23 protein-coding genes and 1 tRNA gene are annotated in these 23,916 nt (G+C 69.6%); 18 read left to right on the top strand and 6 right to left on the bottom strand.

All coding sequences use genetic code 11. The features are described 5' to 3' along the window. Window positions 1-32: 32 nt before the first annotated feature. From DI272_RS32565 to DI272_RS32555, 3 genes are all read right to left on the bottom strand, one after another. Window positions 33-503: a single-stranded DNA-binding protein gene (locus DI272_RS32565; protein ID WP_109498747.1), complete on the bottom strand. Its 471-nt coding sequence runs from the start codon at window positions 501-503 to the stop codon at window positions 33-35. A 268-nt stretch (window positions 504-771) separates the two neighbouring features. Next, complete coding sequence (locus DI272_RS32560; RefSeq protein WP_109498746.1) at window positions 772-2,823, bottom strand: YfjP family GTPase; 2,052 nt, start codon at window positions 2,821-2,823, stop codon at window positions 772-774. Window positions 2,824-2,826: 3 nt separating this feature from the next. Further along, window positions 2,827-4,434 (bottom strand): dynamin family protein, encoded by a 1,608-nt coding sequence (locus DI272_RS32555; protein ID WP_109498745.1) that lies wholly within the window; start codon window positions 4,432-4,434, stop codon window positions 2,827-2,829. Window positions 4,435-4,754: 320 nt separating this feature from the next. On the opposite strand from DI272_RS32555, the gene DI272_RS32550 reads away from it, so the two are divergent. The 3 genes from DI272_RS32550 to DI272_RS32540 all read left to right on the top strand — a co-directional run bounded on the left by DI272_RS32550 (window position 4,755) and on the right by DI272_RS32540 (window position 9,084). After that, window positions 4,755-4,827: transfer RNA gene (locus DI272_RS32550), tRNA-Arg, on the top strand. Between the two features lie 345 nt (window positions 4,828-5,172). Continuing rightward, window positions 5,173-7,056, top strand: a complete 1,884-nt coding sequence (locus DI272_RS32545; protein WP_109498744.1) for a hypothetical protein — start codon at window positions 5,173-5,175, stop codon at window positions 7,054-7,056. A 117-nt stretch (window positions 7,057-7,173) separates the two neighbouring features. Next, entirely contained in the window at window positions 7,174-9,084 is a 1,911-nt protein-coding gene (locus DI272_RS32540) for a TerD family protein (RefSeq protein ID WP_109498743.1), read from the top strand. A 45-nt stretch (window positions 9,085-9,129) separates the two neighbouring features. Here the strand turns inward: DI272_RS32540 and DI272_RS32535 are convergent, their stop codons facing one another. Together DI272_RS32535 and DI272_RS45680 are read right to left on the bottom strand one after the other, a co-directional pair. Then, window positions 9,130-10,566, bottom strand: coding sequence for a site-specific integrase (locus tag DI272_RS32535; RefSeq protein WP_109498742.1), 1,437 nt, complete (start codon window positions 10,564-10,566; stop codon window positions 9,130-9,132). After that, window positions 10,563-10,763, bottom strand: a complete 201-nt coding sequence (locus DI272_RS45680) for an AlpA family transcriptional regulator (protein WP_188293376.1) — start codon at window positions 10,761-10,763, stop codon at window positions 10,563-10,565. The genes DI272_RS32535 and DI272_RS45680 overlap by 4 nt, the downstream gene beginning before the upstream one ends. A gap of 539 nt (window positions 10,764-11,302) precedes the next feature. Between DI272_RS45680 and DI272_RS32525 the strand changes: the two genes are divergently transcribed. The 5 genes from DI272_RS32525 (at window position 11,303) to DI272_RS32505 (ending at window position 16,716) form a co-directional block, all read left to right on the top strand. After that, a complete protein-coding gene (locus DI272_RS32525) occupies window positions 11,303-12,220 on the top strand; it encodes a hypothetical protein (protein WP_109498740.1) in 918 nt (305 codons plus the stop codon). Then, window positions 12,217-12,912 (top strand): ATP-binding protein, encoded by a 696-nt coding sequence (locus DI272_RS32520; RefSeq protein ID WP_109498739.1) that lies wholly within the window; start codon window positions 12,217-12,219, stop codon window positions 12,910-12,912. Before DI272_RS32525 ends, DI272_RS32520 begins: the two co-directional genes overlap by 4 nt. Before the next feature lie 95 nt (window positions 12,913-13,007). Further along, window positions 13,008-14,342, top strand: coding sequence for a hypothetical protein (locus DI272_RS32515; RefSeq protein ID WP_258314752.1), 1,335 nt, complete (start codon window positions 13,008-13,010; stop codon window positions 14,340-14,342). 311 nt (window positions 14,343-14,653) lie between these two features. Next, on the top strand, window positions 14,654-14,995 hold the full coding sequence (locus DI272_RS32510) for a plasmid mobilization relaxosome protein MobC (RefSeq protein WP_109498738.1): 342 nt from the start codon (window positions 14,654-14,656) through the stop codon (window positions 14,993-14,995). Further along, window positions 14,992-16,716 (top strand): relaxase/mobilization nuclease domain-containing protein, encoded by a 1,725-nt coding sequence (locus DI272_RS32505; RefSeq protein WP_109498737.1) that lies wholly within the window; start codon window positions 14,992-14,994, stop codon window positions 16,714-16,716. Before DI272_RS32510 ends, DI272_RS32505 begins: the two co-directional genes overlap by 4 nt. Window positions 16,717-17,045: 329 nt before the next feature. Here DI272_RS32505 and DI272_RS32500 read toward each other — a convergent pair whose 3' ends face one another. After that, window positions 17,046-17,732, bottom strand: coding sequence for a DUF317 domain-containing protein (locus DI272_RS32500; RefSeq protein ID WP_109498736.1), 687 nt, complete (start codon window positions 17,730-17,732; stop codon window positions 17,046-17,048). Window positions 17,733-18,087: 355 nt separating this feature from the next. Here DI272_RS32500 and DI272_RS32495 point away from each other — a divergent pair, with 355 nt between their 5' ends. The 10 genes from DI272_RS32495 (at window position 18,088) to DI272_RS32450 (ending at window position 23,902) form a co-directional block, all read left to right on the top strand. Next, entirely contained in the window at window positions 18,088-18,318 is a 231-nt protein-coding gene (locus tag DI272_RS32495) for a hypothetical protein (protein ID WP_062723440.1), read from the top strand. After that, a complete protein-coding gene (locus DI272_RS32490) occupies window positions 18,296-18,808 on the top strand; it encodes a DUF6879 family protein (RefSeq protein WP_181387384.1) in 513 nt (170 codons plus the stop codon). Before DI272_RS32495 ends, DI272_RS32490 begins: the two co-directional genes overlap by 23 nt. 27 nt (window positions 18,809-18,835) lie before the next feature. Then, window positions 18,836-19,681, top strand: coding sequence for a helix-turn-helix transcriptional regulator (locus DI272_RS32485; protein ID WP_109498734.1), 846 nt, complete (start codon window positions 18,836-18,838; stop codon window positions 19,679-19,681). Window positions 19,682-19,776: 95 nt separating this feature from the next. Then, complete coding sequence (locus DI272_RS32480) at window positions 19,777-20,163, top strand: hypothetical protein (protein ID WP_109498733.1); 387 nt, start codon at window positions 19,777-19,779, stop codon at window positions 20,161-20,163. After that, on the top strand, window positions 20,160-20,702 hold the full coding sequence (locus tag DI272_RS32475) for an NUDIX domain-containing protein (RefSeq protein ID WP_109498732.1): 543 nt from the start codon (window positions 20,160-20,162) through the stop codon (window positions 20,700-20,702). The genes DI272_RS32480 and DI272_RS32475 overlap by 4 nt, the downstream gene beginning before the upstream one ends. Window positions 20,703-20,840: 138 nt before the next feature. Continuing rightward, window positions 20,841-21,029, top strand: coding sequence for a hypothetical protein (locus DI272_RS32470; RefSeq protein ID WP_258314751.1), 189 nt, complete (start codon window positions 20,841-20,843; stop codon window positions 21,027-21,029). 61 nt (window positions 21,030-21,090) lie between these two features. Continuing rightward, window positions 21,091-21,891 (top strand): diaminopimelate epimerase, encoded by an 801-nt coding sequence (gene dapF / locus DI272_RS32465; RefSeq protein WP_109498730.1) that lies wholly within the window; start codon window positions 21,091-21,093, stop codon window positions 21,889-21,891. Further along, a complete protein-coding gene (locus DI272_RS32460) occupies window positions 21,888-22,979 on the top strand; it encodes an ATP-grasp domain-containing protein (RefSeq protein WP_109498729.1) in 1,092 nt (363 codons plus the stop codon). Before dapF ends, DI272_RS32460 begins: the two co-directional genes overlap by 4 nt. 12 nt (window positions 22,980-22,991) lie before the next feature. Continuing rightward, window positions 22,992-23,540, top strand: coding sequence for a C39 family peptidase (locus tag DI272_RS32455; protein WP_258314750.1), 549 nt, complete (start codon window positions 22,992-22,994; stop codon window positions 23,538-23,540). Beyond that, the gene (locus DI272_RS32450; RefSeq protein WP_181387383.1) at window positions 23,540-23,902 is read left to right on the top strand and encodes a glutamate ligase domain-containing protein; all 363 of its coding nucleotides are present in this window, start codon (window positions 23,540-23,542) and stop codon (window positions 23,900-23,902) included. The genes DI272_RS32455 and DI272_RS32450 overlap by 1 nt, the downstream gene beginning before the upstream one ends. The last annotated feature ends 14 nt before the right edge of the window (window positions 23,903-23,916 follow it).

The raw sequence follows: 23,916 nt of genomic DNA, 5'->3' as shown, positions 1-23,916 counted from the left end.
CCCGGGCCGTCATCCGCTCCCGTCGGCTGACATCACGTCACCGCGACGGGTTCCGACTCCGGTTGGGGGGCGGCGTCACCGACGGGCGTCTCCCAGTTCGGCTCGGGCTGCGCGGCAGCGGACTCCACCGATCCCGTCTCACCCGGCTTCTGTCCACGCCGGAACATGGCCGTGCCGCGCGCCAGATCATGGCCGATCGCCACCGCGTCGATGTCGGCGGAGGTCCAGTTCTGCCCCTCGCGCACGTCCGACCGCACCTTCAACCTGCCCTGCACGACCACCGGGTCGCCCACGTTCAGCGACGCCGCCGCGTTGGTGGCGAGCTGCCGATTCGCCCACACGGTGAAGAAGTTGGTGTGCCCGTCCGTCCACACGCTCTTCTCCCGGTCCCAGTAGCGCTGGGTCACCGCCAGCCGGAAGCGCGCCGACGGTCCGGCCGCCAGTTCCCGGTACACCGGCCGCGTCGCCACGTTCCCCACGACACACACGATCGTCTCGTTCATCTCGAACCCCTCCCTGGCCCGGCCGGCATCCGTGCCGGGCCGATAGCGGAAAGCGGACAGCGGATGGCAGACAGGGGCTGACCGGGCACACGTACGGGCCCGTCCCGTACGGCTGCTGCGTCCGTCCCCCGTCCGGCGACCGCGTCCGCCGCGATCGCCGTGGAACCAGACTGCCTCCGCCGGGCCGAGCCCGCTGAGCGCTGTGGACCATCGCCCACCTGTGGAAAACCCCGCCACCCGAACGAGCGACGCCCCCCCACTCACAAGGTCACCGCACCCCCGCCTCCACCCCCAGCGCCCTCCCGTACTGCTCCCGAACCTCCCGGTACCGCAGCAACTCCGCCGCCACCGGATCCAGCACCCGGGCCCGCCCGCACCCGGCCGCCGCCTCCCGAAGCCGTCGCTCCGCCTCCATGCCGTACCGCCGGGCCGGCCCCCGGGCCGCGATCCGGCAGCTCCACTCCACCAGCGGACCGCCGATGATCCCGGCCACCATCAGCAGCACCGGCACCCCGAGGTTGGGCGCCATGAACCCGACGATCTGCCCGACCAGCCACAGCCCGCCGACGACCTGAAGCAGCGTCATGGACGCCTGCGCGAGCACGGCCACCGGCCACCACCCCGGCCGCGGCGGCCTCCCCGGCGGCAGTCCGGCCCGCGCCGCCAGCTCGTCCAGCGCCTCGGGCAGCCCCTGGGAACCTCGTACGGCCGCCTCGCGCACCGCCTGCGCCCAGGGCGCGGGCAGCCCGGTGGAGGCCCGGTCGGCGACCGTCCGCACCGCCTGCTCGACGCGCTGCCGGGCCGTCGCCTCCTCGTCGGCCGGGGCGCGCAACGGAAGCCGCCCGGTGACCGGTTCGAGCCGGTCCTGGTACCACCGCCACAGCCGCAGCCAGGGCGTCCCGCACGCACGGTTGGCGTTGCGCAGCCAGGCCCGCTCGGCGGCCTCCCCGGCTGCCGTGGCGCCGACCGCGTCGGCCAGCCGTACGGCGAACTCGTCCCGCGCCTCCTCGCTCAGCCCGGCCCGCCGCCCGGTCGCGTACACGGGCCGCAGCCCCCACGCCGCGGCGTCCACGTCTGCGGAGATCCGCCGCGCGGGTGCGCCCCGTTCGGCCACGAACTGCCCGAGCGCCTCCCGCAGTTCACCGACGCCGTCACCTGTGAGCGCGGACAGCGCGAGCACGGTCGCCCCCGGCTCGCCGTACTCCCCCAGCGCGATCCCGTCCTCGTCGAGGAGCCGCCGCAGGTCGTCGAGGACCTGCTCGGTGGCCTCGCCGGGCAGCCGGTCGGTCTGGTTGAGGACGACGAACATGACCTCGGCGTGTCCGGCCATGGGCCGCAGATAGCGCTCGTGGAGCACCGCGTCCGCGTACTTCTCGGGATCGACGACCCAGATGACGGCATCGACCAGCGCCAGCACACGGTCGACCTGTTCGCGGTGCTGCACGGCCGCGGAGTCGTGATCGGGCAGGTCGACGAGGACCAGCCCGCGCAACTGGGCCTCCGTCTCGGCGTTCTGCAAAGGCCGTCGCCGCAGCCGCGGCGGGATGCCGAGCCGCTCGATGAGCGAGGCCGAGCCGTCGCTCCAACTGCACGCGATGGGCGCGGCGGTCGTCGGCCGCCGTACGCCCGTCTCCGAGATCGTCACGCCGGCCAGCGCGTTGAACAGCTGCGACTTGCCGCTGCCGGTCGCGCCCGCGATGGCGACGACGGTGTGCTGCCCGGAGAGCCTGCGCCGCGCGGCCGCCTCGTCGAGCACCCGGCCCGCCTCCGCGAGCGTCCGGCTGTCGAGCCGGGTCCGCGAGAGCCCCACGAGCTCCCGCAACGCGTCGAGCCGCGACCGCAGCGCCCCGTCGTACGCCAGGGGAGCCGCGACCGGCGCCCCGGTCCCCCGCGCCTCCACGACGGCGACCGGCTCGCCACCGGTGCCCTCGTTCACCCGCCGCGCGATGAGCCCGTCGTCCCAGGCGCCGGAGGCGTCGGTACGACCGGAGAGGTCACCACGCCCGGAGGAGTCGTCCGCCACGCGCGCGTTGGGCCCGCCCTCCCCAGCCCTCATGGCCCTGGTGGATGCCAAGCCTCCTTCGACGCCTTGTACGCCCGCGTCAACCGACCCCTCTGCCTCCACCTCTTCCACCTCTTCCTCATCCCCTACGCCTTCTGCTCCTTCTGCACCTTCTGCACCTTCTGCGCCCTCCGCCTGTACGGCATCCAGGGCGTCGCCCTGCACGGGCGCACCGCCCGCGTCGCCGGAGACGGCCGCCTCCGCGTGATCGGTGCGGTCGGTGTGATCGGTGTGGTCCTGATCAGTGACGGCGGTCACCGCTCACCTCTCCTTCTGCAGCACGGACAGCGCGGCGATGAGTTCGGCCTGGGGTTCGGGATGGACGTCGAGGGCGTCGAGCGGCGCGAGCCGGCGCTCGCGCTCGCCGTGCACGACCCGGTCCAGGTGCTCGGTGAGCAGCCGGCCGCCGCGGTCGCGCAGCCGCAGCGCACCGTGGGCGCCGAGGCGCTCGGCGAGCCCCTCACCGGCGGTGCGCGCGCGACGGCCGCCCAGCAGGGCGGTGGCGACGAGGGCGGCGATGACCTCGGGGTCGGGCGCGACGCTCCGTTCCAGGTCGCGCACCTCTTCCTCGGCGTACTCCTCCAGCTCGCGCCGCCACCGTCGCACGGCGAGCCCGATCCGGTGCTCGGGGCTCTCCAGCGCCGGGTCCCGGTCGGCGAGCTCCGGGGCGCCCGCCGCGGGTTCGCGCCGCCAGGCTTCGTCGACGCGTTCGTCGGCGGCGGTGACGGCACACAGCAGGAGCGCGGCGAGGCTCTCCACGAGCGCGTCGAGCAGTTCCGTGGCGGTGCAGTCGAGCGGGAAGGCCCGCCACCGCTTCAGCGCGTCGCCCGCCAGTACGGCCCCCGCTTGCAAACGCCCACGCACGCGCGCGTGCTCGCTGTCGTACGCCCCGTCGACGGCGGCGGTCAGCCGCAGCGCGGCGGCGTACTGGGCGGCGGCGGCGCCGGCCAGTTCGGGCATGCGGGCCTTGAGGGAGTCGAGGACGCCGTGCGCGGTGCGGGCGAGGGTGTGCTGCCGGGAGGCGGGGTCCTGGGCCTGGTGCACGAGCCAGGTCCTGAGCGGCGCCACAGCGGTGGCGGGCAGCAGTCCGCCGCCCCAGGCGGACTCCGGCAGTTCGGGCACGGTGAACCGGGGTACGTCGCCGAGCCCGGCCTTGGTGAGCAGCGCCGCGTACTGCCTCGACACCTCGGAGACGACCTGGTGGGGCACCCGGTCGAGGACGGTCACGAGGGTGGCGTCGTACTCCTTGGCGGTGCGCAGCAGATGCCAGGGGACGGCGTCGGCGTACCGCGCGGCGGTGGTCACCATGACCCAGATGTCGGCCGCGCAGATGAGTTCGGCGGCCAGGGTGCGATTGTCGGCGATGAGGGAGTCGATGTCGGGCGCGTCGAGGAGGGCGAGGCCGGGCGGGAGGGTGTCGGCGGTCTCGACGCGCAGTACGCGCGCGGGGTCCTCGCCGGGCAGCAACAGGTCGTCGCCGCCCTCCTGCTGGGGCATCCACACACGCGCGAGGTCGGGCAGGACCCGCATCCCGCTGAACCAGTGATGGTCCTCCGGATGGCACACCAGTACCGGGGTCCGGGTGGTCGGTCGCAACACGCCCGCTTCGCTGACCCGCCGCCCCACAAGGGAGTTGACGAGGGTCGATTTGCCGGCGCCGGTAGAACCTCCCACCACGGCCAGCAGGGGCGCTTCGGGTTGCCGCAACCGGGGCACCAAGTAGTCGTCGAGCTGGGCGAGCAGTTCGTCGCGGTTGGCACGCGCGCGTGGAGCCCCCGGCAGGGGCAGCGGGAAGCGTGCGGCGGCGACACGGTCGCGCAGGGCGGAGAGTGCGTCGAGCAGCTGAGGCCGTACGTCCAAGGTCACCACATGCGAAGAATGCCCAATTTTAGGGGATTTCTGAAGCATATGAGCATGTCTGCGTGCCGACAGGACACAAGGGACGGAAGGGGTGACCGGGACAACGGCATAGTCCAGGCATAACGAGTACACAACACCCGTGGCGTGAGACGCCAAAAGCGATGCACGATTCGTACCTGCCTGCGATTATCAGGACCGCTTCACCGAACCTCCACATCGAGCCACGGAGGCGAAGCAACAGGGACGAGGACGCGGGAGCCCTATCCTTGTCCCCGGCAACGTCACGGATCAGCCCACACCCGGGCACCAGACACGAGGCCACCACACCGGCCCCCGTAGCTCAGTGGATAGAGCAGGCGCCTTCTAAGCGCTTGGCCGCAGGTTCGAGTCCTGCCGGGGGCGCCCATGCTCCGCCCTCCTTCGGGAGGGCGTTTTTGCTGGTCAGAGGCCGTTTATCGGGCCCGGCGGAGCAGCTTTGCGAGTGCGGGTTGGCCCTCGGGCGGAGTCGGCTGGTGTCCGGCTGGAGACGATTTCGTCCGGCTCTCGGCGGGTGTTCTTCCCGAAAACTTCCCGAAGTTTCGGTGTGCTCTCTGCCGTCGAACCGCCTAGCAACGCCACGGTCTATGGTCGGCCACAAGCATCACCCTCGGCCGCGCAAGGCGGGGCGCTCGGACCGTCCGTGTCATCCCGCCCGACCGAAACTCGGACTACCAGGCGTCGCCGCAGATGGCAGGGACACTGAAGGACATGTTCTTCGGGGATGTAGTTGCCGACCCATCGTGGACCTTCGAGCTGGCAGAGGCCCTGCGCGACCGCTGGTACGAGGAGGACGGACAGGATCTGACCTTCCCGGCAGCGTTGGACCAACTCGAATCATGGCTCAACGACTCGCGTGATTTCGAGAGACGGCACCGGTTCTCCTGGCAGGCCGCCATGGCCGACTTCGACTTCGGGGTCAACCGCCTGGGACCCGGATACCGACAGGGTCTGGACATCCACCTGCAAGCCTTCCGTTCCGCGATGGCCGGCCTGCCTGCACCCGTGGCTCAAGGACAGGTGGCACAGGCACAGCAGCTCATGCGCGCCCTTTCCCAGGAGGCGTCTTCGGACAGCCAACTGATTCATGCCTGGCAGGACATCGTCTCCGCGGTCAGGGATAGCCAGCGCTACGAGGACATCAGGGCGCGTACCGTCCTGCTTCGCGCCCTCCTGCAGCGTTCCGAGCGTCGCTCCACAGAGGTGATGCGCGCCCTCTCAGGTGTGTTGCTCGACCGTCTTGTAGACGTGCAGATGGCTCGGCTCAAACTAGGAGACACCGAGGACCTGGGCGCACTGTCGCATCAAGACGTCATGTCAGCAGCCGGGCTGTCCGAAGAATCCCGTCTCACTCTGTGCGAGCGATTGCTGACAACTCCTCCGCGTCACGCCCATCACGTGGTGTGGCATGCCTTCGCCAAGGCCCGGATCGCAGGCATGGTCCAGACGTTCGGCCCCATCACCTTGTACAACCGCGACTGGTTTCACGGGAACGCGGCCGGGGACGGCCCGTTCCGGGACCAACTGCCCTGCGAGGTGAGCGGAGCCGAGTCCCTCTTCCCCACGGACTCGCTCCCTGACGGACCAAACGTGGTTCTCGCGCGGGTGGATCTCGGCGTAGGGGCACAGGCAGACGCTCCGGCAGTCTCGCGCCTTCAGGTGCAATCCATGATCTTGGCCGCGACGTTCCCTGAAGACTTCCGCGGCTGGGAGATGTACGAGGGGCACATCCATGCCGTCGACGGCGTCTGGAGTGGCGATGAGGTGTTCCGCTTGTCCGACGAAGATTTCGCGACGCCGTACCTCCAAATGGATGCCACAGCAGAGCGCTTGAACCGCATGGCTCCGCGCATTGCACCTCACCTTCCCGGAGCAAGCACGGACCTGTCCGATGTCATTGACGCGGTGGGCTGGTGGAAATCCTCCAGTGCGCAACCTTCGCTGCCAGCGGTCGTCCTGGACGTGAGGATTCTCGAGTTGCTCGCCACCAGGGTCTCAGGCGAGGAGTGGCATGTGTACTCGGACAACTTCCACAAGCAAGCCTGGATCCGGCATCAAGTCATCCACGCGCTGGTACGAGTGGGCCTGCACTCATGCGACGACCTGACGCACTTCACGCCGGACGTCCGTCAAGCCGCCGAGGCCCTGCACAGGGAAATGGTGCAGAGCGAGGGGATGAGCTTCCGCACAGACGTACGCCGGGTCATCTCCACGCTGCCTGACCTCATGTCGATCTACCCCACGCACAGCAAGCAGCGCCGGCGTGCCGAGAACATGGCCGACCGAGTAGCAGGACGCGAGGGCATGCGCACCTGGTACGAGGAGCTCGATGACTGCTGGTCACGCGCCCTCAATCGTCTGCGATCGGTGCGCAATTCACTCGCTCACGGCGGTCCCGTCACACCGGGGGCGGCCGCGTCGGTAGCACCACTCGCCCACTTCCTGGCGGGCACCGGTCTGATGGACAGCCTCAGTTCGCTCCTCGAAGGCGAGTCTCAGGCAATCGCGCACGCCAAGAGGCGAGACAGTGCCCAAGCCTGGGCCTCACGATGGCTCTCCGGCGTTTCTGCAAGCGAGGCGTTCGAAGCAGACTGACGACACCCGCCGGTTCAGCAGTCGCCGTCGCAGGACCACCTCGTTGCAGCACCCCAAACAATGGCAAATCGGCATACAGGTTGAAGGGGTGCTGGATATCGGATCATCCTTGCCGTCATGAGTCTCGTCTCCGCCTCCTTCGATGTGCCCGCGATGGGCTACTACGCCTACGACTGGGCCTTGGTTGATGTGGAGACGACGGGTCTCATTGCCCGGCGAGACCGTGTGCTGTCCGTCGCGGTGATCACGATCGGTCCGGAGGGCGAGCAGACCGGGGAGTTCTCGACCCTGCTCAATCCGGGCTGCGATCCGGGACCGGTGGAAGTGCACGGGCTGACCGTCGAGCGGTTACAGGGCGCACCGAGCTTCGACCAGGTCGCCGGGCGGATCGGGGCGATGCTTCAGGACCGGGTCCTGGTCGCTCACAACGCCCAGTTCGACTACGACTTCCTGGCCTACGAGTTCGCCCGTGCGCGGATGTGGCTGCCGGTGTCGCAGCGGCTGTGCACCCTGGCTCTGAATCGCCAGGTGGATCCGCCGACGGACGACATGAAGCTCGGCACCCTCGCCGCCCATTACGGCGTCCCCCAGCAGCGTGCGCATGATGCGCTGGACGACACCCGTGTGCTGGCCGGGATCCTGCGGGCGTCACTGCGCGAGGCGGCGCGGCTCGATCTGCCCTTGCCGCTGGTGGCCTGCCCGCCCCGGGCGGAATCGCAGTTCACGCCGAAGCCGCCGAAGACTCCCTGCGCCTACCGCAATCCGGGACGGCTGGCTCCCGGCGGGCCGCTCCAGCAGGGGATGAAGGTCGCGATCACCGGTGAGACCGCCCATGCCCGGGCGGAGCTGGTCGGGCGGGCGGTCGCCGCCGGGCTGAACATGATGACCTCCGTCAGCCGGCACACCAGCGTGCTGGTCACCAATGAGCCGACGTCCGGTTCGGCGAAGGCCCGACGCGCACTCGCCGAGGGCGTGCCGGTCATCGACGAGCACACCTTCCTGCGGCTGCTGGCCGACGTACGGCCGGGGACAGCGCATGATGCGACCGCCGTCACTGTCACCCCGGTGGCCGAGCCGGAAGCAGAACCCAGCGCCCGGCCCGTGGAGTCGGCGCCCACCACGACCTCTGCCGCGACCGTCTCGGAAGCCGTAGCCCTTCCCACGGCCGCTCCCGGTGCCGGGGTACCCGCTCCGCGCCGACCCGTGCCCTCCGTCGGCACGTTGGACAAACCGCTGTCCGGGCGTCGCGTGCTGGTACTCGGTGGTGTCCATGCCGATGCCGCGGCGGCCCGTACCCGCATCGTCGAACTCGGCGGGTCCGCGGCGATCAACCTGTCCGCCAGCGTCACCGACGTCGTACTCCTGGAGGGAGGGGAAGGCGACCGGCGCATGAGCCGCATCACCGCCCTCGAACTCCCCGTGCACGACCTCCACTGGCTCACCGCTCCGACCACCACCGCCCGGGCCGCGGCGACACTCCGGACCCAGGAGCCGCACGTGATGCCGAGAGGCGGCGTCATCGACCTGCCCATGCCGCACGGCAGACCCGCGCCGGAGTGGTACGTCACCGCCGGCTGGGCCCCGCAGACCGACTACGAGATCGACGTCGTCGCCTTCCTCCTCGACGAGGACGAACAGGTCACCTTCGACGAGGACTTCATCTTCTACGGCGCTCCGGAGAGCTCCGCCGGAACCGTGCGACTGCTGACCGGCGGACCTGCCGAACAGACCATCGCCCTCAACCTGGCCGCCCTGCCGCCTGCGACGCGCAAGGTCGTCGTCGCCGCGGCCATCGACGGCGCCGCCACCTTCGGGACGGTCGGTGCGATCCAAATCGGTGCGGCACCCGGCAGCAGCGGGGCACCGCTCGCCCGGGCCACCCTGGATGCCGCCACCACCGAACGCACCATGCTGCTCGCGGAGATCTACCGCAGAGGTCCGGTGTGGCGGCTACGAGCCGTCGGTCAGGGCTACGACCACGGCCTCGACGCCCTCGCACGCGGATACGGCGTCGACATCGCCGACTGAACGGCGGTGCCGGAGGCGGAGGTCCGTGGGACCCCTAGATCTGGGTCAGGCCCGGCGACGCGGCGCGGGGGTGGATCCAGGCTTGGGCACCGGCATGCTCGGGGCCGGCCCGGCGGGCAGTCGCTGGGGGCCTTCGATGCGCTGCTGGAGCTCGGCGAGCTGGCCCGTGATGCAGCGGGCGTAGGTGGCGAGCAGGACGGGGACGCTGTTGCCGGCCCACTCTGCGACCTGGGCGGGTGGGATGCCGTGGTTGAGCCAGGTGGTCAGGCAGGTGTGGCGCAGGTCGTAGACGCGCTTGCCCACGGGTGACTCGTATTCGTGCTCCGGCAGGACCGCCTTGCGGGCCTTGTTCCAGGCGCGGCGGAAGACCGATCCGGCCAGCAGTCCGCCCTTCTCGCCGGGGAAGAAGAGGTCTCCCGGCTGGAGGCCGTCCCTCTTGATCAGGTCGCGGAGGACAGCGACGAGTGCTGGGTGGGCGGGGACGGGGCGGGTGTCGCCCTCGGCGCGGCCCTTGAGGTCGCGGGTTTCGTGGACGCGGCCGTCGTCGGTCCACTGGCTGCCGACTTCGGGCTCAGCGGTGTGGACGAGCAGTTCGCCCCAGCCCTCGGCGGGCAGTGTGGTGGCGCTGACGCGGAGGGCTACGGCCTCCTCCGGCCGCAGTCCGGCGTAGTAGAGGGTGGCGAAGAAGGCGTGGAGGCGGCGGCCGGTGCGGGGGCGGTCGGCGATCCAGGCCAGGAGGCGGGTGACCTGACCCGGGTTGAGCAGCGACCGCTTGTCGACGGCCTCGGCCACCTTGGGGGCGGCGCCTTCCTCCTTGCCCTTGGGGAGCGGGTTGGCGGTGAGGATCTTCTGCCGTACGGCGTACTTCATCGCCACGTTGAGGATCCGCTGCTCGCGCGTGACGGAGCTGGCGGCGGCCGGGCTGCCGTCCAGAAGTGTGTCGAGCGCGTGCAGGACGGCGTCGACGCGTTTGGTGTCCTCCCAGGCCGTCATGGGCAGGGAGTTGCGGGCTATCCACGACAGGACGGTGCGGACTTCGGGCGGCGCCTCGTCGCGTCGGAGCTTGTTGAAGGCGTACTCGCGCAGGGCCCGGCGTACGTCGATGGGGTCGAAGCGTTCCGGGAGTTCGGTGCGGAGCAATGCGAGGGTGACCTTGGTGAGGGCCTTGGCGGTGTTCTTGCGGTTGTTGGCCGAGATGCGCGGCCACTTCATGTCGACGTACTGGAGGGCGAATTCGTAGTTGGTGACCTCAGAAGCGGAGGTGGCGTGTGAGACCGGCAGGCCGGTGTCCATGTCGAACGGTTCGCCGTTGTTCGCGGCTACGCGCAGCGTTGCGCGGAAGGACTCGGCGAGCGCACTCGTGGCATAACTCTGGCCGTGGCGCCTTCCGTTGACGGACCACCGGACGGTGTAGCTGGTCTTGCGCTTTCCCCTGTAGATCTCCGTGTCGTAGAAGCGGACCTTGTAGGACCGGTTGCTCAAGCGTGGTCCTCGCAGTCGGTCAGCCAGTTCTCGTAGTCACTGCGGCGGATGCGCAATGCGCCGTTGGGGATGCGTATGCAGCGCGGGGCTGTGCCCTTCTTGCGCCAGTCGTAGAAGGTGGAGCGGGAGATGCGGAGGTCGTCGCAGAACTCGTCGACCGTGAGTTTGTCGGTGGGGCGGTGGGGCGGAGACGTCAAGCGGTGTTCCTTGGGCAGGGGGGCGGGGCTGTCCTGCGTTTGCGCCGGGTCGGTGCAAAAGGCAGGCGGACTGGGAGTTGCCAGTCGATAGTCGCGTGGATCCGTGGGCAGGGTCAGCACCTCGATTGGCACCACAACTATCCATAGAATCGCCGGTTTCGCTAACCGGCGATCGTCGTCTATATTGCGCTCGCGCGGTTCGCCGCGAAGCGGTTTCCCAAGGACGGGAAGTACCGAAAACCGGCACATCAATCGACTATTTCGTCAACCGGCGATCGTGCCCTAAAGTTTTGGGACCGCCTTCTACCGCCTTCTTTTTCGGCACCCTTTCTGCCGTGAGAGATGTCGCGGGATAGGGCTGGACTTGCGCGGCCCGGTGTGGCTATGTGTTGACGGCACCCCCGGAAAGCGCGAGCGGCCACCGCTGCGCCACGCGCCGCCGGCCGGTCAACTCCCCCACCCCTAATGCCCGTATCGCCACGACGACGGTGAGCCGTGGGTTCCCCGCCCACCTGCAACCGAGTGAGGAACCGCCCCTCTTGGCCCGAATCCGCACCATCAAGCCCGAAGCCTTCGTCTCCGAGTCCCTGGCCGCCGTCTCCCTGACCGCCGAGCGCACCTTCATCGGCCTGCTCACCCAGGCCGACGACCAGGGCCGCCACCGCGACCACGCCGCGATCATCGCCGGACAACTGTGGGTGCTGCGCCCGGAACACGGGCCCTCGGACGTCGAGACGGACCTCGCCCAGCTCGCCGATGCCGGGCTGATCTGCCGCTACACGGGGCTCGACGACAAGCGGTACCTGCACATCGTCACCTGGAGCCGGCACCAGAAGATCAACCGGCCCAGCAAGAGCCGCCTCCCCGCCTGCCCGCACCACGACGCCCCGGCAGGAGCCACGCCAAGCGCCACGGGGGTCGGCTTCACGGAGCCCGCACTGCCGCCTCACGGAGCCCTCCGTGCAGACGCACGCGAGATGCGCGAGACCGCACCGAATCCGGGCACCGATCACGAATCCGCAGGTCAGGACGGATTCGCGGCTTCCTCCATGAGGGCTCGCGGAGGACACCCGGAGCCGTCGGTGAAGCCTCACGGTACGGATCTAGGACCTAGGATCATGGACCTAGGAAGTACCCCTTCGGGGGGCGCGAGCGCCCACGCACCCGACACCGTCTCGGCCCGGCAGATGATCGCCGAGTACGTCTCTGCGTGCGCCCACCGTCCACCAGCCGGCGTCCTGGACCATCTCGGCCGGGAAGTGCGCAAGATGCTCGACGAGGGCATCTCCCCCGCCCACATCCGGGCCGGACTCGAACGCCACCGGGCCAAGGGCCTGCATCCCAGCACCTTGCCGAGTCTCGTCCACGAGGCCATGAACGCCGCGCCCGTGACGGTCCGCCACACGCCGTGGACGAACCCAAGCGACATCGACGCCGCCTACGGAGGTGACCTCTGAGCGCCACCCTCACCCGAGAGCCTCGCCAGGTCGGTCCGCTCGCCAACCGGCTCAACACGATCCTGGCCACCCGCGGTATCGACCCCAGCGTCACAGCCGAGGAACCGCCGCCCGAGCCCGTCACGGCACTGGAACTCGCGGACGCCCGGATCCCCGCCCGCTACCGCCGTGCCCTGGCCGACCACCCGCAGATCACCGCCTGGGCCGACCACATCGCCGGAGCAGGACGCCCCGGGCCCGGAGGTCCAGGCATCGCCGAGGGCCCGTCGCTGCTGATCGCCGGCCCCACCGGCACGGGCAAGACCCACCAGGCGTACGGCGCCGTCCGCGCCCTCCTCACCCGGGGCGTCCGCCTGCGCTGGGAGGCCACCACCTCCGCCGACCTGCACGCTCGGCTCCGCCCACGCGCCGGCCACGACGGCGAACGAGAGCTCCAGACACTCGCCCGATGCCCCCTGCTGCTCCTGGACGACCTCGGCGCCGCCAAGACCAGCGAATGGACCGAGGAGCTCACCTACCGGCTGATCAACCACCGGTACGAGCACATGCTCCCCACCCTCATCACCACCAACCTCCCCACTGCCGAGCTGCGCACCGCACTCGGCGACCGCGTCGCCTCCCGCCTCGCCGAGATGACCGAGCGCGTCATCCTCACCGGACCCGACCGACGCCGCACCGCGCCCGCCGCCTGACGGCAGCACCGCGTCTCCCCCCCTCCCACCCTCACCTCACCCGGCCCGCGCACAGGCATGCCCTCGCACGCGCGGGCGCCCTGGAGAGCCCCTGCATGACACCTGGCAACACCGTGCCCACAAGCGACGAAGCGACTCCGACAGCGTCCCTGGCGCACTGGATCACCTCGCCCACCGCCGCCGTGCTGCTGCTCGTCGCCCTCGCCTTGACCGCTGGATGGCGGTGGCAGCGCGCCCGCCAGCCCGGCAACGGGCAGCGACGTCGCACCGCCGCGATCCCGGTTGCCGCTGTCGCCGCGATCGGCTGCACCGCCTACAGCGCGGACACCAGCTGGCGCTTCGCCGCCGACTACCTCGACATGGGCGGCACCATCGAGCGTGCCGCGATGTTCGCCGTCGCCGAGCTCGCCCTGTTCGCCACCGCGCTGATGGCCCGGGCTAACCTCAACGGCCCGAAGCAGGCGCCCGGCCTGCCCGGCACCCTCACCTGGGTGATCACCGGCGTGCAGATCGTGCCCGCCTACGCCGAGTCCGGGCTGGTCGGCGGAACCGTGCGGGCCTTCGTCGGCCCGGTCCTGGCGGCGATGCTGTGGCACCTGGCCATGGGCATCGAACTGCGCAACCGCAGCCCGCACGCCGGCTCCCGCAGCCTGACCGCCGTCCTCGCCCGACAGGCACGCGAACGCCTACTCGCCCGCCTGAGTATTGCCGACCGGGACGCGGACGCCGCCCGGATCATCCGCGAGCGCGCCCTCGACCGCGCAGTCACCCTGATCCTCCGGGCCGAGGCCATGAAGCCCGAGAAACGCGTCAAGCGGCGAGGCCAGCGCCTCACCCGCCGCCTGCACCAAGCACTGGAGCAGGCCGACATCGACCGCGACGAACGCCAGGACGAGCTGCTACTGCGCAAACTCGCCACCCGGCAACAGGCCCTCGCCCTGGCCTCCATCCCACTGCCCGCCCGTTGGCCCCACTACCTCGCCCCCGGGTCTATGGACGGATCCACGATCGCCGGCCTGCGGGCCAACACGGCAATTCGGGCAGACATTCCGGGCAGCCCGCCTTCAAAGGCCGCGGGCGGGGACGCCGCCGACCGGGCAGCCCGAACTCAGGCCGAAAACCGCCCGCAACAGCCCGCCCGCACCGCCACCAGCCCGGAACCGAAACCGGGCGAGGAAGCGCTGGACGTCGATTTGGGCAAGGCCGCGCGGGCGAAGTCGAATCGCCCGGGCCCCAAGCCGCGGGCGACACGGAACCTCCTCACCGAGTACGCCCATCGCCTCCACCGCGACACCGGACGTCTCTCCCGTGACCTGCTGGAGAACGCCGTACGCGAGAACGGCTACAGCGTCGCCAGCGACACCGCCGGAGAAGTCGTCCGCACGGTCAAGGCCGACCTACGCACCAGGCCCGCCGGCCACCCGCAATGAGACCGCCCCTACACCCAAGCCCCAAGGAAGACCGCTCGATGCACGACTCTCACCACGAACTCCGCGGCGCCCAAAAGGAGATCAACACCCCAACCTCGGCGCCAGCAAGTTGTACCGGGAGCAATGCTCCCGGGATTCCCGCCCCAGGGGTGGTGGGAACAGCCCGGCGCCAGGGGGCACCGGGCGGTCAGGCTGCGACCGAGGGCGGACCGCAGCAGGGAAGGGAACGGCAGGCCGAGTCCCTCTCGAAGAGACGTCAGCGCACCCGTCAGCCGAAGTCGCGCAAGCGCCTGCACCAGCCCAGCTGCCGCATGAACGACGCCGAGTTCAAGCGATTCACCGACGCCGCCGCCCACTGCCAGATGTCCAATGCCGCCTTCCTCGCGTACGCCGTCGACAAAGCCGCCCGCGACCTGAACCGCACCGCCGCCGAGATCGCCACCGAACGAGAGGTCATCCACGAGCTGTTCGCCGCCCGCCGCCACCTGGGCCGCATGCACGGCCTGTTCAACCAGGTCGCCAAGGCCCTCAACTCCGGTGCCGGCGCACCTCACCTGGACACGGCGGCCGACGCCGTGCGCAGTGCGGCCCGCCGCATGGAAGACGCCGCCGATGCCCTGCTCGCTCACCGCGACGGCGGTACCGCTGAGTGATCCCCAGCATCCACGATCGCGGCAGCGAGACGATCGGGCTCATCAACTACCTCTACGGCCCGGGTACCGCCGAGGAGCACATCGACCCGCACCTCGTCGCTGCCTTCGACCCACTCACCCTCGACCCCGGTCGCGACCCGAAGGTCACCTACGAACAGCTCCAGCGGCTGCTCGACCAGCCCGTCAACGCCCTGCCCGTCGGCAAGCGACCCGAGAAGCACGTATGGCACATGTCCGTACGGGCCGCCCCGGAGGACCCGATCCTGTCCGACGAGGACTGGGCGGCCGTCGCCCGCCGCATGGTCGCCGCCACCGGTATCGCCCCCGAAGGCGACGAGCAAGCCTGCCGGTGGGCAGCCGTCCGGCACGCCGACGACCACATCCACATCATCGCCACCCTCGTCCGCGACGACGGCCGTCGGCCCCGCCTGCACAACGAGGCCCGCCGCGCCCAGGCCGAATGCCGCCGCATCGAAGCCGACTACGACCTGCGCCGCGTCCCGCCCGGGGACGGCACCGCCGCCAAGCGCCCCACCAGCGCCGAACGGCACAAGGCCAAGCGGCAGGGCAAGGGCCGCACCTCCCGCGAGGAACTGCGGGAGACCGCGCGCCGCGCGGTGGCTGGCGCCACCAGCGAGGAGGAGTTCTTCGACCGCCTGGCCGCTGCCGGCGTACTGATCCGCAAACGCATCGCACCCTCCGGTGACCTGCTCGGCTACAAGGTCGCCTTCCCCGACGACCGCAACGGCGACAAAGAGCCTGTGTTCTACGCGGGCTCCACGCTTTCCCCCGACCTGTCCCTACCCCGCATCCGTCGGCGCTGGTCCGACGACACCGCCACCCAGAATCCCGACAAGCCACCGGACCGGACCACGAGCCCGGCACCAAGTGGCCCAGCGGCAGCGCGGCGCCGAGCCGCCACCGCGGCCTGGCAGGCGGTGCTGGTCATCGACCAGGGCGCGGACGCGCAGGTGGCCGCGCATATCGCTGCGGCCGGGGAGGTCCTGGACGCGCTCGCCAAGACCTCAGCGGCCCACACCCGCACCGAACTGCGGGAGGCGGCCTTCTCGTTCGAGCGGGCCACCCGCTCCCACATCAAGGCCGAACGCGGCCACGACCGCGCCCTGCGCCAGGCCGCCCGCGACCTTGTCCACAGCGGGCCGGCACTCGGCCGCGGGGAAGACGGCGCCACCACCGCCATGGTGATCGACATGGCGTTCTTCCTCGTCACCGCCGCCGCCCAGTGGCACGCAAAGAAGGAGCACGCTCAGCAGGCCGCCGCGGCTCGCGAGGCCGCCGAGCACCTGCGCGCCGCCTACCGGGCGGCAGCCGAGATCCCGCTGGTCGTGCTGTACCAGCGAGGCCGACGTCTGGCCCAGCCCCTGCGCCAGAAACAGGTGGGCCATCTTCGGTCGGCCGTGCCGGAGCTGGCCGAGCAGATCCTGGCCGAGCCGGGCTGGCACGCCTTGGCGGCCACCCTCGCCGATACCGGGAGCGCCGGCCACGACCCGGCCGCGCTACTGGCGGAGGCTGCCGGACGTCGGGAGTTGGGCACCGCCGACTCGATCAGTGATGTGCTGGTGTGGCGACTGCGCCGTATGGCCGACCTACCCGCCGACGCCACCACGGTGCCCGACCACACCCCGGCTGCGGCCAGGGCTAGCCGACGCGCTGGCTCGCCCGTCGCAAGCCGAGACGGCCGGCCCCGCAAGACGCGGTGATGCAGCGCATACGCCCGCGCCCCTCTGCCCAGAACAGGCAGAGGGGCGCGGGCGTATAGGGGCGGTCAGGGGGCAGCCTGGACCTTGGCGAGCGCCTTCTCCAGGTTGGCATCCACCAGGCTCGGCAAGCCGGAGACGATCACCAGGACGTTGCCAGAATCAGCACAAAGCCCGCACGCTGGACTTCACGGAAAGCCCGATCCTCGCGCGCACGTCGAAAGAACAAGACCTCTTCCTTTCTGTCTCCTGGCGAGCACGGCGAATGTGCCTCTACTCAGGGGCATTTGTGACAGGTGGCCCCGTCGGCGGATCCTCTGGGGCAGGGGTCGTCAGCTGTGGTTGACGACGGTGAGCCGACCCTCGGTGCTCTTGGGGAGGGTGCGGCGGGGCACAGGGACCGGTGAGGCGAGCGGGGAGACGAACGCGGCGACCACGTCGTGGGGGACGCTGGCGCTGAAGCTGGCGCACCACAGATACGGCGCGCCAAGAACGGGTTCTGCCCACGCCTGCCAGCCCATCAAGTCGGGGCGAGGGTCAGCGTCCTGGATGAGCGGCGGTAGCAGTTCCAGGGACACACTGGAGGTGAACCCGGGGTCCGTGGCGGTAGTCCGGGGTCGGTCCACGTCGCGAATCCAGCCCCGGGCAGTGAGGGCGGCAAGGACCGTCTCCGGCCCCGCGAGGCCGGCATCGGGCTCCTCACATGCATCGATCGCCACGAGGAGATCAGCGAGCGCCTCGTACGGGACGCCGGGAGTGAAGTACGCGTTCCACTCCGTCATTGCAGACGTGGCACGGGAGCGGGCACTCAACTGCCAGGCCACCGGCAGTCCGCCCAGGTGGAACGGGTAGGCCGCGAGGATCCACTCGGCGCCGCACAGCCCGTCCGGGCTGACGTACAGCAGCGTGTGGCGCGAGGTCGGCCACATGCGCCAGCCGAGGCCGGCCAGGGCGTCGCCGATCAGCTCGGCGAGCACCTCGTCATCTCCGGCCAAGTGGCGCGGGGTGACCCAGTACACCGTGTCCGGTAGTTCGGGGCGGAAGGGATCGCTGGGATGGTGCGGTTGCAGGGGCGCCTCCGTAGGCCCATGGACAGGTCGCTGAGGGTCGTTGACCTGCGGGTTCGGAAGGTCGTCCACGTTGACATGCTTGTTCGCGGTGCACCAGTGGTTGCGGGATCTTCCCTGTCTGCCTCCGGCGAACTGGTGATCCATCGACGTGGACCGCATCCAGTCGCTCTGCCCCGTCGACCAGGCTTCACCGCTCGGGTCGCCGCCCGAAGTGCTGGCAAGTTTCGGCAAGTTCCTGGCTTGCGGGCTCAAGCGCGGGCAAGCTCTGGCACAGAGATCGTTACCGGCATCCGAGGAGGACATCATGGCCCTGCGTAAGCTCGGCAAGGACCCGGAGAGTCCCAGTGGCGGCTCGCCCACCATCTACCTCGACGAGGAGAAGGACAGTTACCTCGTGCAGGGGTGGAAGGTGGAGGACGCCGAGCGCCTCGGCCAGATGGACATCCCCGGCCACGAGTCGGTGGTGGAGATCCCCCGGCGCATGGTGCAGTTCTTCCTGGAGGTGAAGAAGGATGACGAGGCCCCCGACGTTTGAGGAGTTGTTCCGCGACTGCCAGAGGACGGCTGTCCATCTGGAGATGCGCGACGCCTACATGAAGTCGGACCCGGCCTTCATCGACTGGAAGGCCGGTGTGGTCCTCGATCCCGCCGAGCGCTGGGCTGACTGGCACGCCATCGTCACGGAGGCGGCCTCGCGAGGCGTCGAGGTTCGACGTGCCCGCGTCGTTTCGACACCGGTCAGCGAGTACATCCGCTTCGAGTACGACGTGACGGACGGACTGAACATCGCGGCCGGCGAAGGCGTGCGGTGGCTCTCCCGGCGCAACGCCACCGACATCTCTCTTCCGGGCAACGACTTCTGGCTGTTCGACTCCAGCCTCGTCCTCGTCAACCACTTCGACGGCGAGGGCGAGAACATGGAGGTCGAACTCACGGAGGACCCGGAGGTGGCGAAGCTCTGCGAGTCGGCCTTCGAGGCCGTGTGGAAGCGGGCGACGCCACACGCAGAGTTCGACCTGGCCTGATAGTTCGAACATCACCCTCGCGCCGACATGACATCACCGTCTTCAAGCGTCCAGGAAGCCCGCAGGGCGCTCGGACAGCGCCTGGCCGAGATCCGGCGGACAGCCGGCCTCACCAAGCGAGCGTTGGCCCAAAGCCTGGGCTGGCATGAGTCGAAGGCTTCGCGCTTCGAGAGCGGCGCCCGTTCGCCCTCGGAGCGCGACCTTCGCGATTGGTGTTCCGCGTGCGGCGCGGAGGGTGAGGCAGAGGACCTCGTCTCGACAGCCCGTGGAATTGAGGGCATGTATATCGAGTGGCGCAAGATGGAGCGCTACGGACTCAAGTGGGCGCAGGAGTCCGTTGTCCCCCTGTGGGAACGTACTGAGCGTTTTCGTATTTACTCGCCCTGGCTCATTCCCGGGCCTGTGCAGACGGCGTCGTACATCACCGCCCTTCTGACGTCCATTCGTGAGCGCCGAGGACTCATCGACGATGTGCCGGCGGCCGTCAAGGTGCGGGTGGAGAAGCAAGAGGTCGTCTACGGGAACCACACGTTCGCCATCCTCCTGGAGGAGAGCGTGCTGCGGTACCGCATCGGTGGCACCGACGTGATGGCGGGCCAACTCGGCTATCTCCTCAGCGCCATGGCGCTCCCGTCGGTGAGCATCGGCATCATCCCCCAGGACGCCGACCGTTCGGGGCTCTGGCCCGTCGAAGGGTTCTTCCTGTACGACGACGAATTGGTGAACGTCGAACTGATCTCGGCGCATCTCACCGTCGTCCAGAAGCACGAACTTGCCATGTATGCCGAAACGTTCAGCGAGCTGGCAGAACTTGCCGTCTACGGCCCTGCAGCGCGTGAACTCATCACCGCTGCCATCGAATCTCTAGGGTGAATGCCCGGCAAGTTCCGGCACACTCATGGAGCCCCGCCCAACTCCCTTCCTAGCTTTATAGGCACGGCTGAAAGCGTGCTCCGGAAGGGCCAGAGATGACTGTGGCAAGTACCGGCAAGACGATCGAGACGGCCGAGGACACCGAGGGCGACGACACCCCCATCGACGTAGAGGCGATCTCCTCACGAACGAACACCATCCTCGGCCTGCAAATGGACACCACGACCCGCGCGGCGATGGACAGGCAGTTGCCGGCGATCGCTGGTGACCTGAACCGGTTGCTCCGCGAGGACCTGGGCGCCGACGACGACAACGAGGTGCGGCAGCTGCTTCGCCAGGGGACCAGGCTGGTCGACCTCACGAACCGGCCTACCGCCGAGACGCCCGCCTTCGGGACGTACCTCTACCTCCGCGATACCGCTCTTCTGGCCCAGCGCCTGCTGTGGATCTACATCGAGCGGAACGGGCTGGATGCCCCGTGAGCGTCAGGGACGACCAGATCATCCGGGAGCTCTCCCACTACCTCCACGAGCACCCTGCCGACAGGATGGCGCTGCTGCCGGTCTACGACGCGGCCCGCGACCACTCGCAGCGCCGAGCCTGCACCCACGGCCAGCGCTGCCCCCTCGTGGTCACAGGAGCCATCGTCCTCGACGAACGCAACCGCGTCCTCTGCCTGCGGCACGAGGGAAGCTACGCCCTCGCGGAGGCGGAGCCAGAGGATGCGGACGACTCCCTCAGCGAGGCGGCCCTGCGCCTGCTGGCCGAGGAGGCCGGTATCCGGGACGTATGGACGCAGCCCGGCGCCGAGGGCCCCTTCCTAATCGACGTGACCAGGCCGGGCCAGCACAGGTACGGGCCGCGCTTGCGGGTCGGCATCCGCTACCTCTTCCGGGCCCATTCGGGCGCGGTCTTCCCTTCAATGATCGAGACGGGCGCAGCGGCCTGGGTGCCCCTCACCGAGATAGGCATCCCGTCAGTCCGCAGCCGCGTGGAGCATCACCTGATCGGAACCCGATGACTCCACGCAGCCAACAACTCGCCTACGTGGTAAGCCTCACACGATCGGCGGCTCCCTCCTGCTCGGCATCTGGAGGGGCTGATGTACGAGCGCGGGCCCAAGGAGCCGCCCTCCATACCGCCTCCGCCTCGCGGAACCATGGGAAGCACCCGGCCGCCGAGCGATGTCCGCATCGGTGACTTCGTCTACCTCGACGGGGTGTACCAGCGAGTCCGGGACATGCGGTCGGCCGGCACCGCAGCCCACCGTGTACTGATCTTTGCCAGGCGGGAGCCCTGGGTCATGCGGGAAGCCCGGACGACGTACCGGCCCATCGACTTCCGCTGATCCCCCGCCCTGTTCGGGCGTCGCATTGTCATTCCCACCTCACCATACGAGGAGCTTTGCCATGCGCTTTCGCAAGATCCATGGCGCCGGAAACGACTTCGTCCTGCTCTCCGGCCTCGACCCGGACGACGAGATCGAGTGGCCCAAGGAGGCGGAACGTCTGTGTGCCAGGCGTACCGGGGTGGGTGCGGACGGTCTGGTCATCAGCAGGCTGATCAGTAAAAGCCCTGCCGTCCTCGAAGTCACCTGCTTCAACGCGGACGGCTCGGTCGCCACCATGTGCGGCAACGCTCTGCGGTGCTCCGCCTGGGCCGCTCACCGTGATCACGGTTTCCAGCAGATAAGCCTCCAGATGGCCGGCGTGGTGCACGAGGCCGTCGTGTCCGACGACTCCGTGTGGGTCACGGCCGAGGTGGGTGAAGTCCTCCCTCGGCGCTTACAGGCCGTCATCAACGGCAGGCCGACCTGGTTCGACAGCGCCCACACCGGCACCGAACACGTCGTAGCCATCGTGGACGACGTAGACGCCATCGACGCGGTCATGGTCGGGCGCCTCGTCCGCCACCACATCAACCTGGCTCCGCTGGGGACGAACGTCAACTTCGTCCAGTCCGCCGGCCACCAGGAGTTGAAGATCCGCACGTACGAACGCGGCGTCGAGGCGGAAACCCTGTCGTGCGGTAGCGGGGCCGTGGCAGCCGTCGTCGTCGCCGCCATGCGCGGGCTGGTGGTCCGTCGCGCCGTCACTGTCCACAACCGCGCCGGGGAGCCGCTCACGGTCCGGCCGCATGACGCCCGGCCAAACCGAACTCAGTGGGTTGGCGGCCCGGTCACCCACACCTTCGAAGGAGTACTCGCATGACTCTCTTCCTCAACGCCAGCTCGGACCTTGCGGTACAGAAGGCCGCCGAGGCGCTTCGCGAGTGGGGGCAGAGCCGCCAGGGCCTCGGCGTCGCGCTCGTCTACGGGCCCGTGTCCGCCGAGGACAGGCTGTACCACTCGAAGTGCCCCGTCGAACAGCGATCTGTCACCGCTCTGGCCGAGGCGCTGGAAGAGATCGGCGCCCGCTGGAAGGTGCTGAACCCCTGCGAGTCCGACTTCATCATGGAGCTCGTCGAGTACGACGTGGCCCTCTCCAACCTGCACGGCCCCTACGGCGAAGACGGCCGGATGCAGGGCCTGCTCGACTACCTACGCGTGCCGTACTGCGGCAGCGGGGTCGGGGCATCCGCGGTGGCCGCCGACAAGATCCTCTGCAAGCGGGTGATGCTGACCCTCGGCGTCCCCACGCCCGGCTGGCACGTCTGGTCCGGCGGCCCGGTGACCTGGAACGGGCGCCCCGCGATGGTGAAGCCGCCCTTCGGCGGGTCCAGCGTGGGCATGAGCCTCGTACGCGATCCGGCAGACCTGCCAGGCGCTCTGGCGGAAGCCGCCGGCGGTGAGGGCACGCCAGTGCTCGTCGAGGAGTACGTGACCGGCACGCCGATGACTGTGGGGCTGCTGGAGCTGCCGGGCGGCTCGGTCGTCGTCTTCCCGCCGCTGGCCACCGAGGCCACCGAAGCCGACTTCTACGACGCCGACACGAAGCTCGACGTGGACTCTAAGGGCGCTGTAACCGTACGCGCCGCCGACCTGGCTCCCGCCGTGCTCGACAAGATCACCAAGCACGCCCGGACGCTGTGGGACGGGCTCGGATTGCGCGGTTCGGCGCGCATCGACTTCATTCTCACCGAGGACGGTGATCCTTACGTGCTGGAGGTCAACAGCACGCCGGGCATGTCCAGGGACAGCAACTTCGCGGTGGGGGCAGCGATGGTCGGACTCACGCACACGGACGTCGTGTTGGCCATGCTGCACGAGGCCCTGACCCGCCCGCCATACGATGTACCCCTGCCCACTCCCGCGTTCGCCGGCACCACACGGGCTCGGGAGGCTGCCGTCTCGCCGTAGGAGCCCGCCGCTGTGCCGCGCGTCCACGAGGTCCCCCTGTGCCGTCAACTCATCGACCCCGCCGAGTGGGATCTGCACGGCGGATGGGCACTCGGGGACAGGATCGAATGGTCCAACCGGGCGTGCGGCCTGGCCTCGCTGAGAATGATCCTGCTCGCCTACGGACGCGAGGCACCCACGGTCACGGAACTGCTGAAACTCGCGGTCAAGCATGAGATTCTGACCCCGCGTGGAGCACTTCACGCGGGGATCGCGAGCCTGGCGACCGACCTCGGAGTCCCCTCGACCGCCGAGCCCGTCCCCGTCGAAAATCTGACGGCGCGGCTCGACCATGCGCCGCTCATCGTGTCCGTGACCGAGCAGTTCCCGGACGACGGCCGCGCCGGCGGCCACCTCGTCATCCTTCGCGGCTACGACGACAGCCCCGACCCGACGATCCACTTCCGAGACCCATCGGCCTGGGGCCAGACTCACGATCGAGTCCCCCTCAGCCGCGCGTCCGCGTCCTACACCGGCCGCGCGATCACCTTCGCGCCCCTCATTCACAACGGAGAGTCTTGATGACCGAGGCAGTCGGCGACACGACCGAGGCCGCAGGCGGCCGGCGAATCGCCGTACTCGGAGAAATGCTGGAACTGGGCGACGCTGCCGTCGAAGCCCACCGCGAGGTCGGGCGCATGGCAGCCGAGAACGGCGTCGACCTCGTCGTAGCGGTCGGCGGGGAAATGGCCAAGCAACTCGCCCTCGCGGCAGGTTCGGCAGGGGTGCCAGACATCGCGCTGGTAGGCGACAACATCACCGCCGCCGCCTACCTCGACTCCATCCTCCGCCCCGACGACGTCGTACTCGTCAAGGCGTCCCGCGGCGGCCAGCTCTGGCAGATCGCCCAAGCACTAACGGGGCAGCCCGTCACCGGCCTCTGAGCAGCCGCCTGCCC

The organism is Streptomyces sp. Act143 (genome assembly GCF_003143935.1).
Lineage (GTDB): Bacteria > Actinomycetota > Actinomycetes > Streptomycetales > Streptomycetaceae > Streptomyces.
The sequence above is the reverse complement of the archived record's forward strand: the minus strand, read 5'-3'. Positions and strand labels throughout refer to the sequence as shown.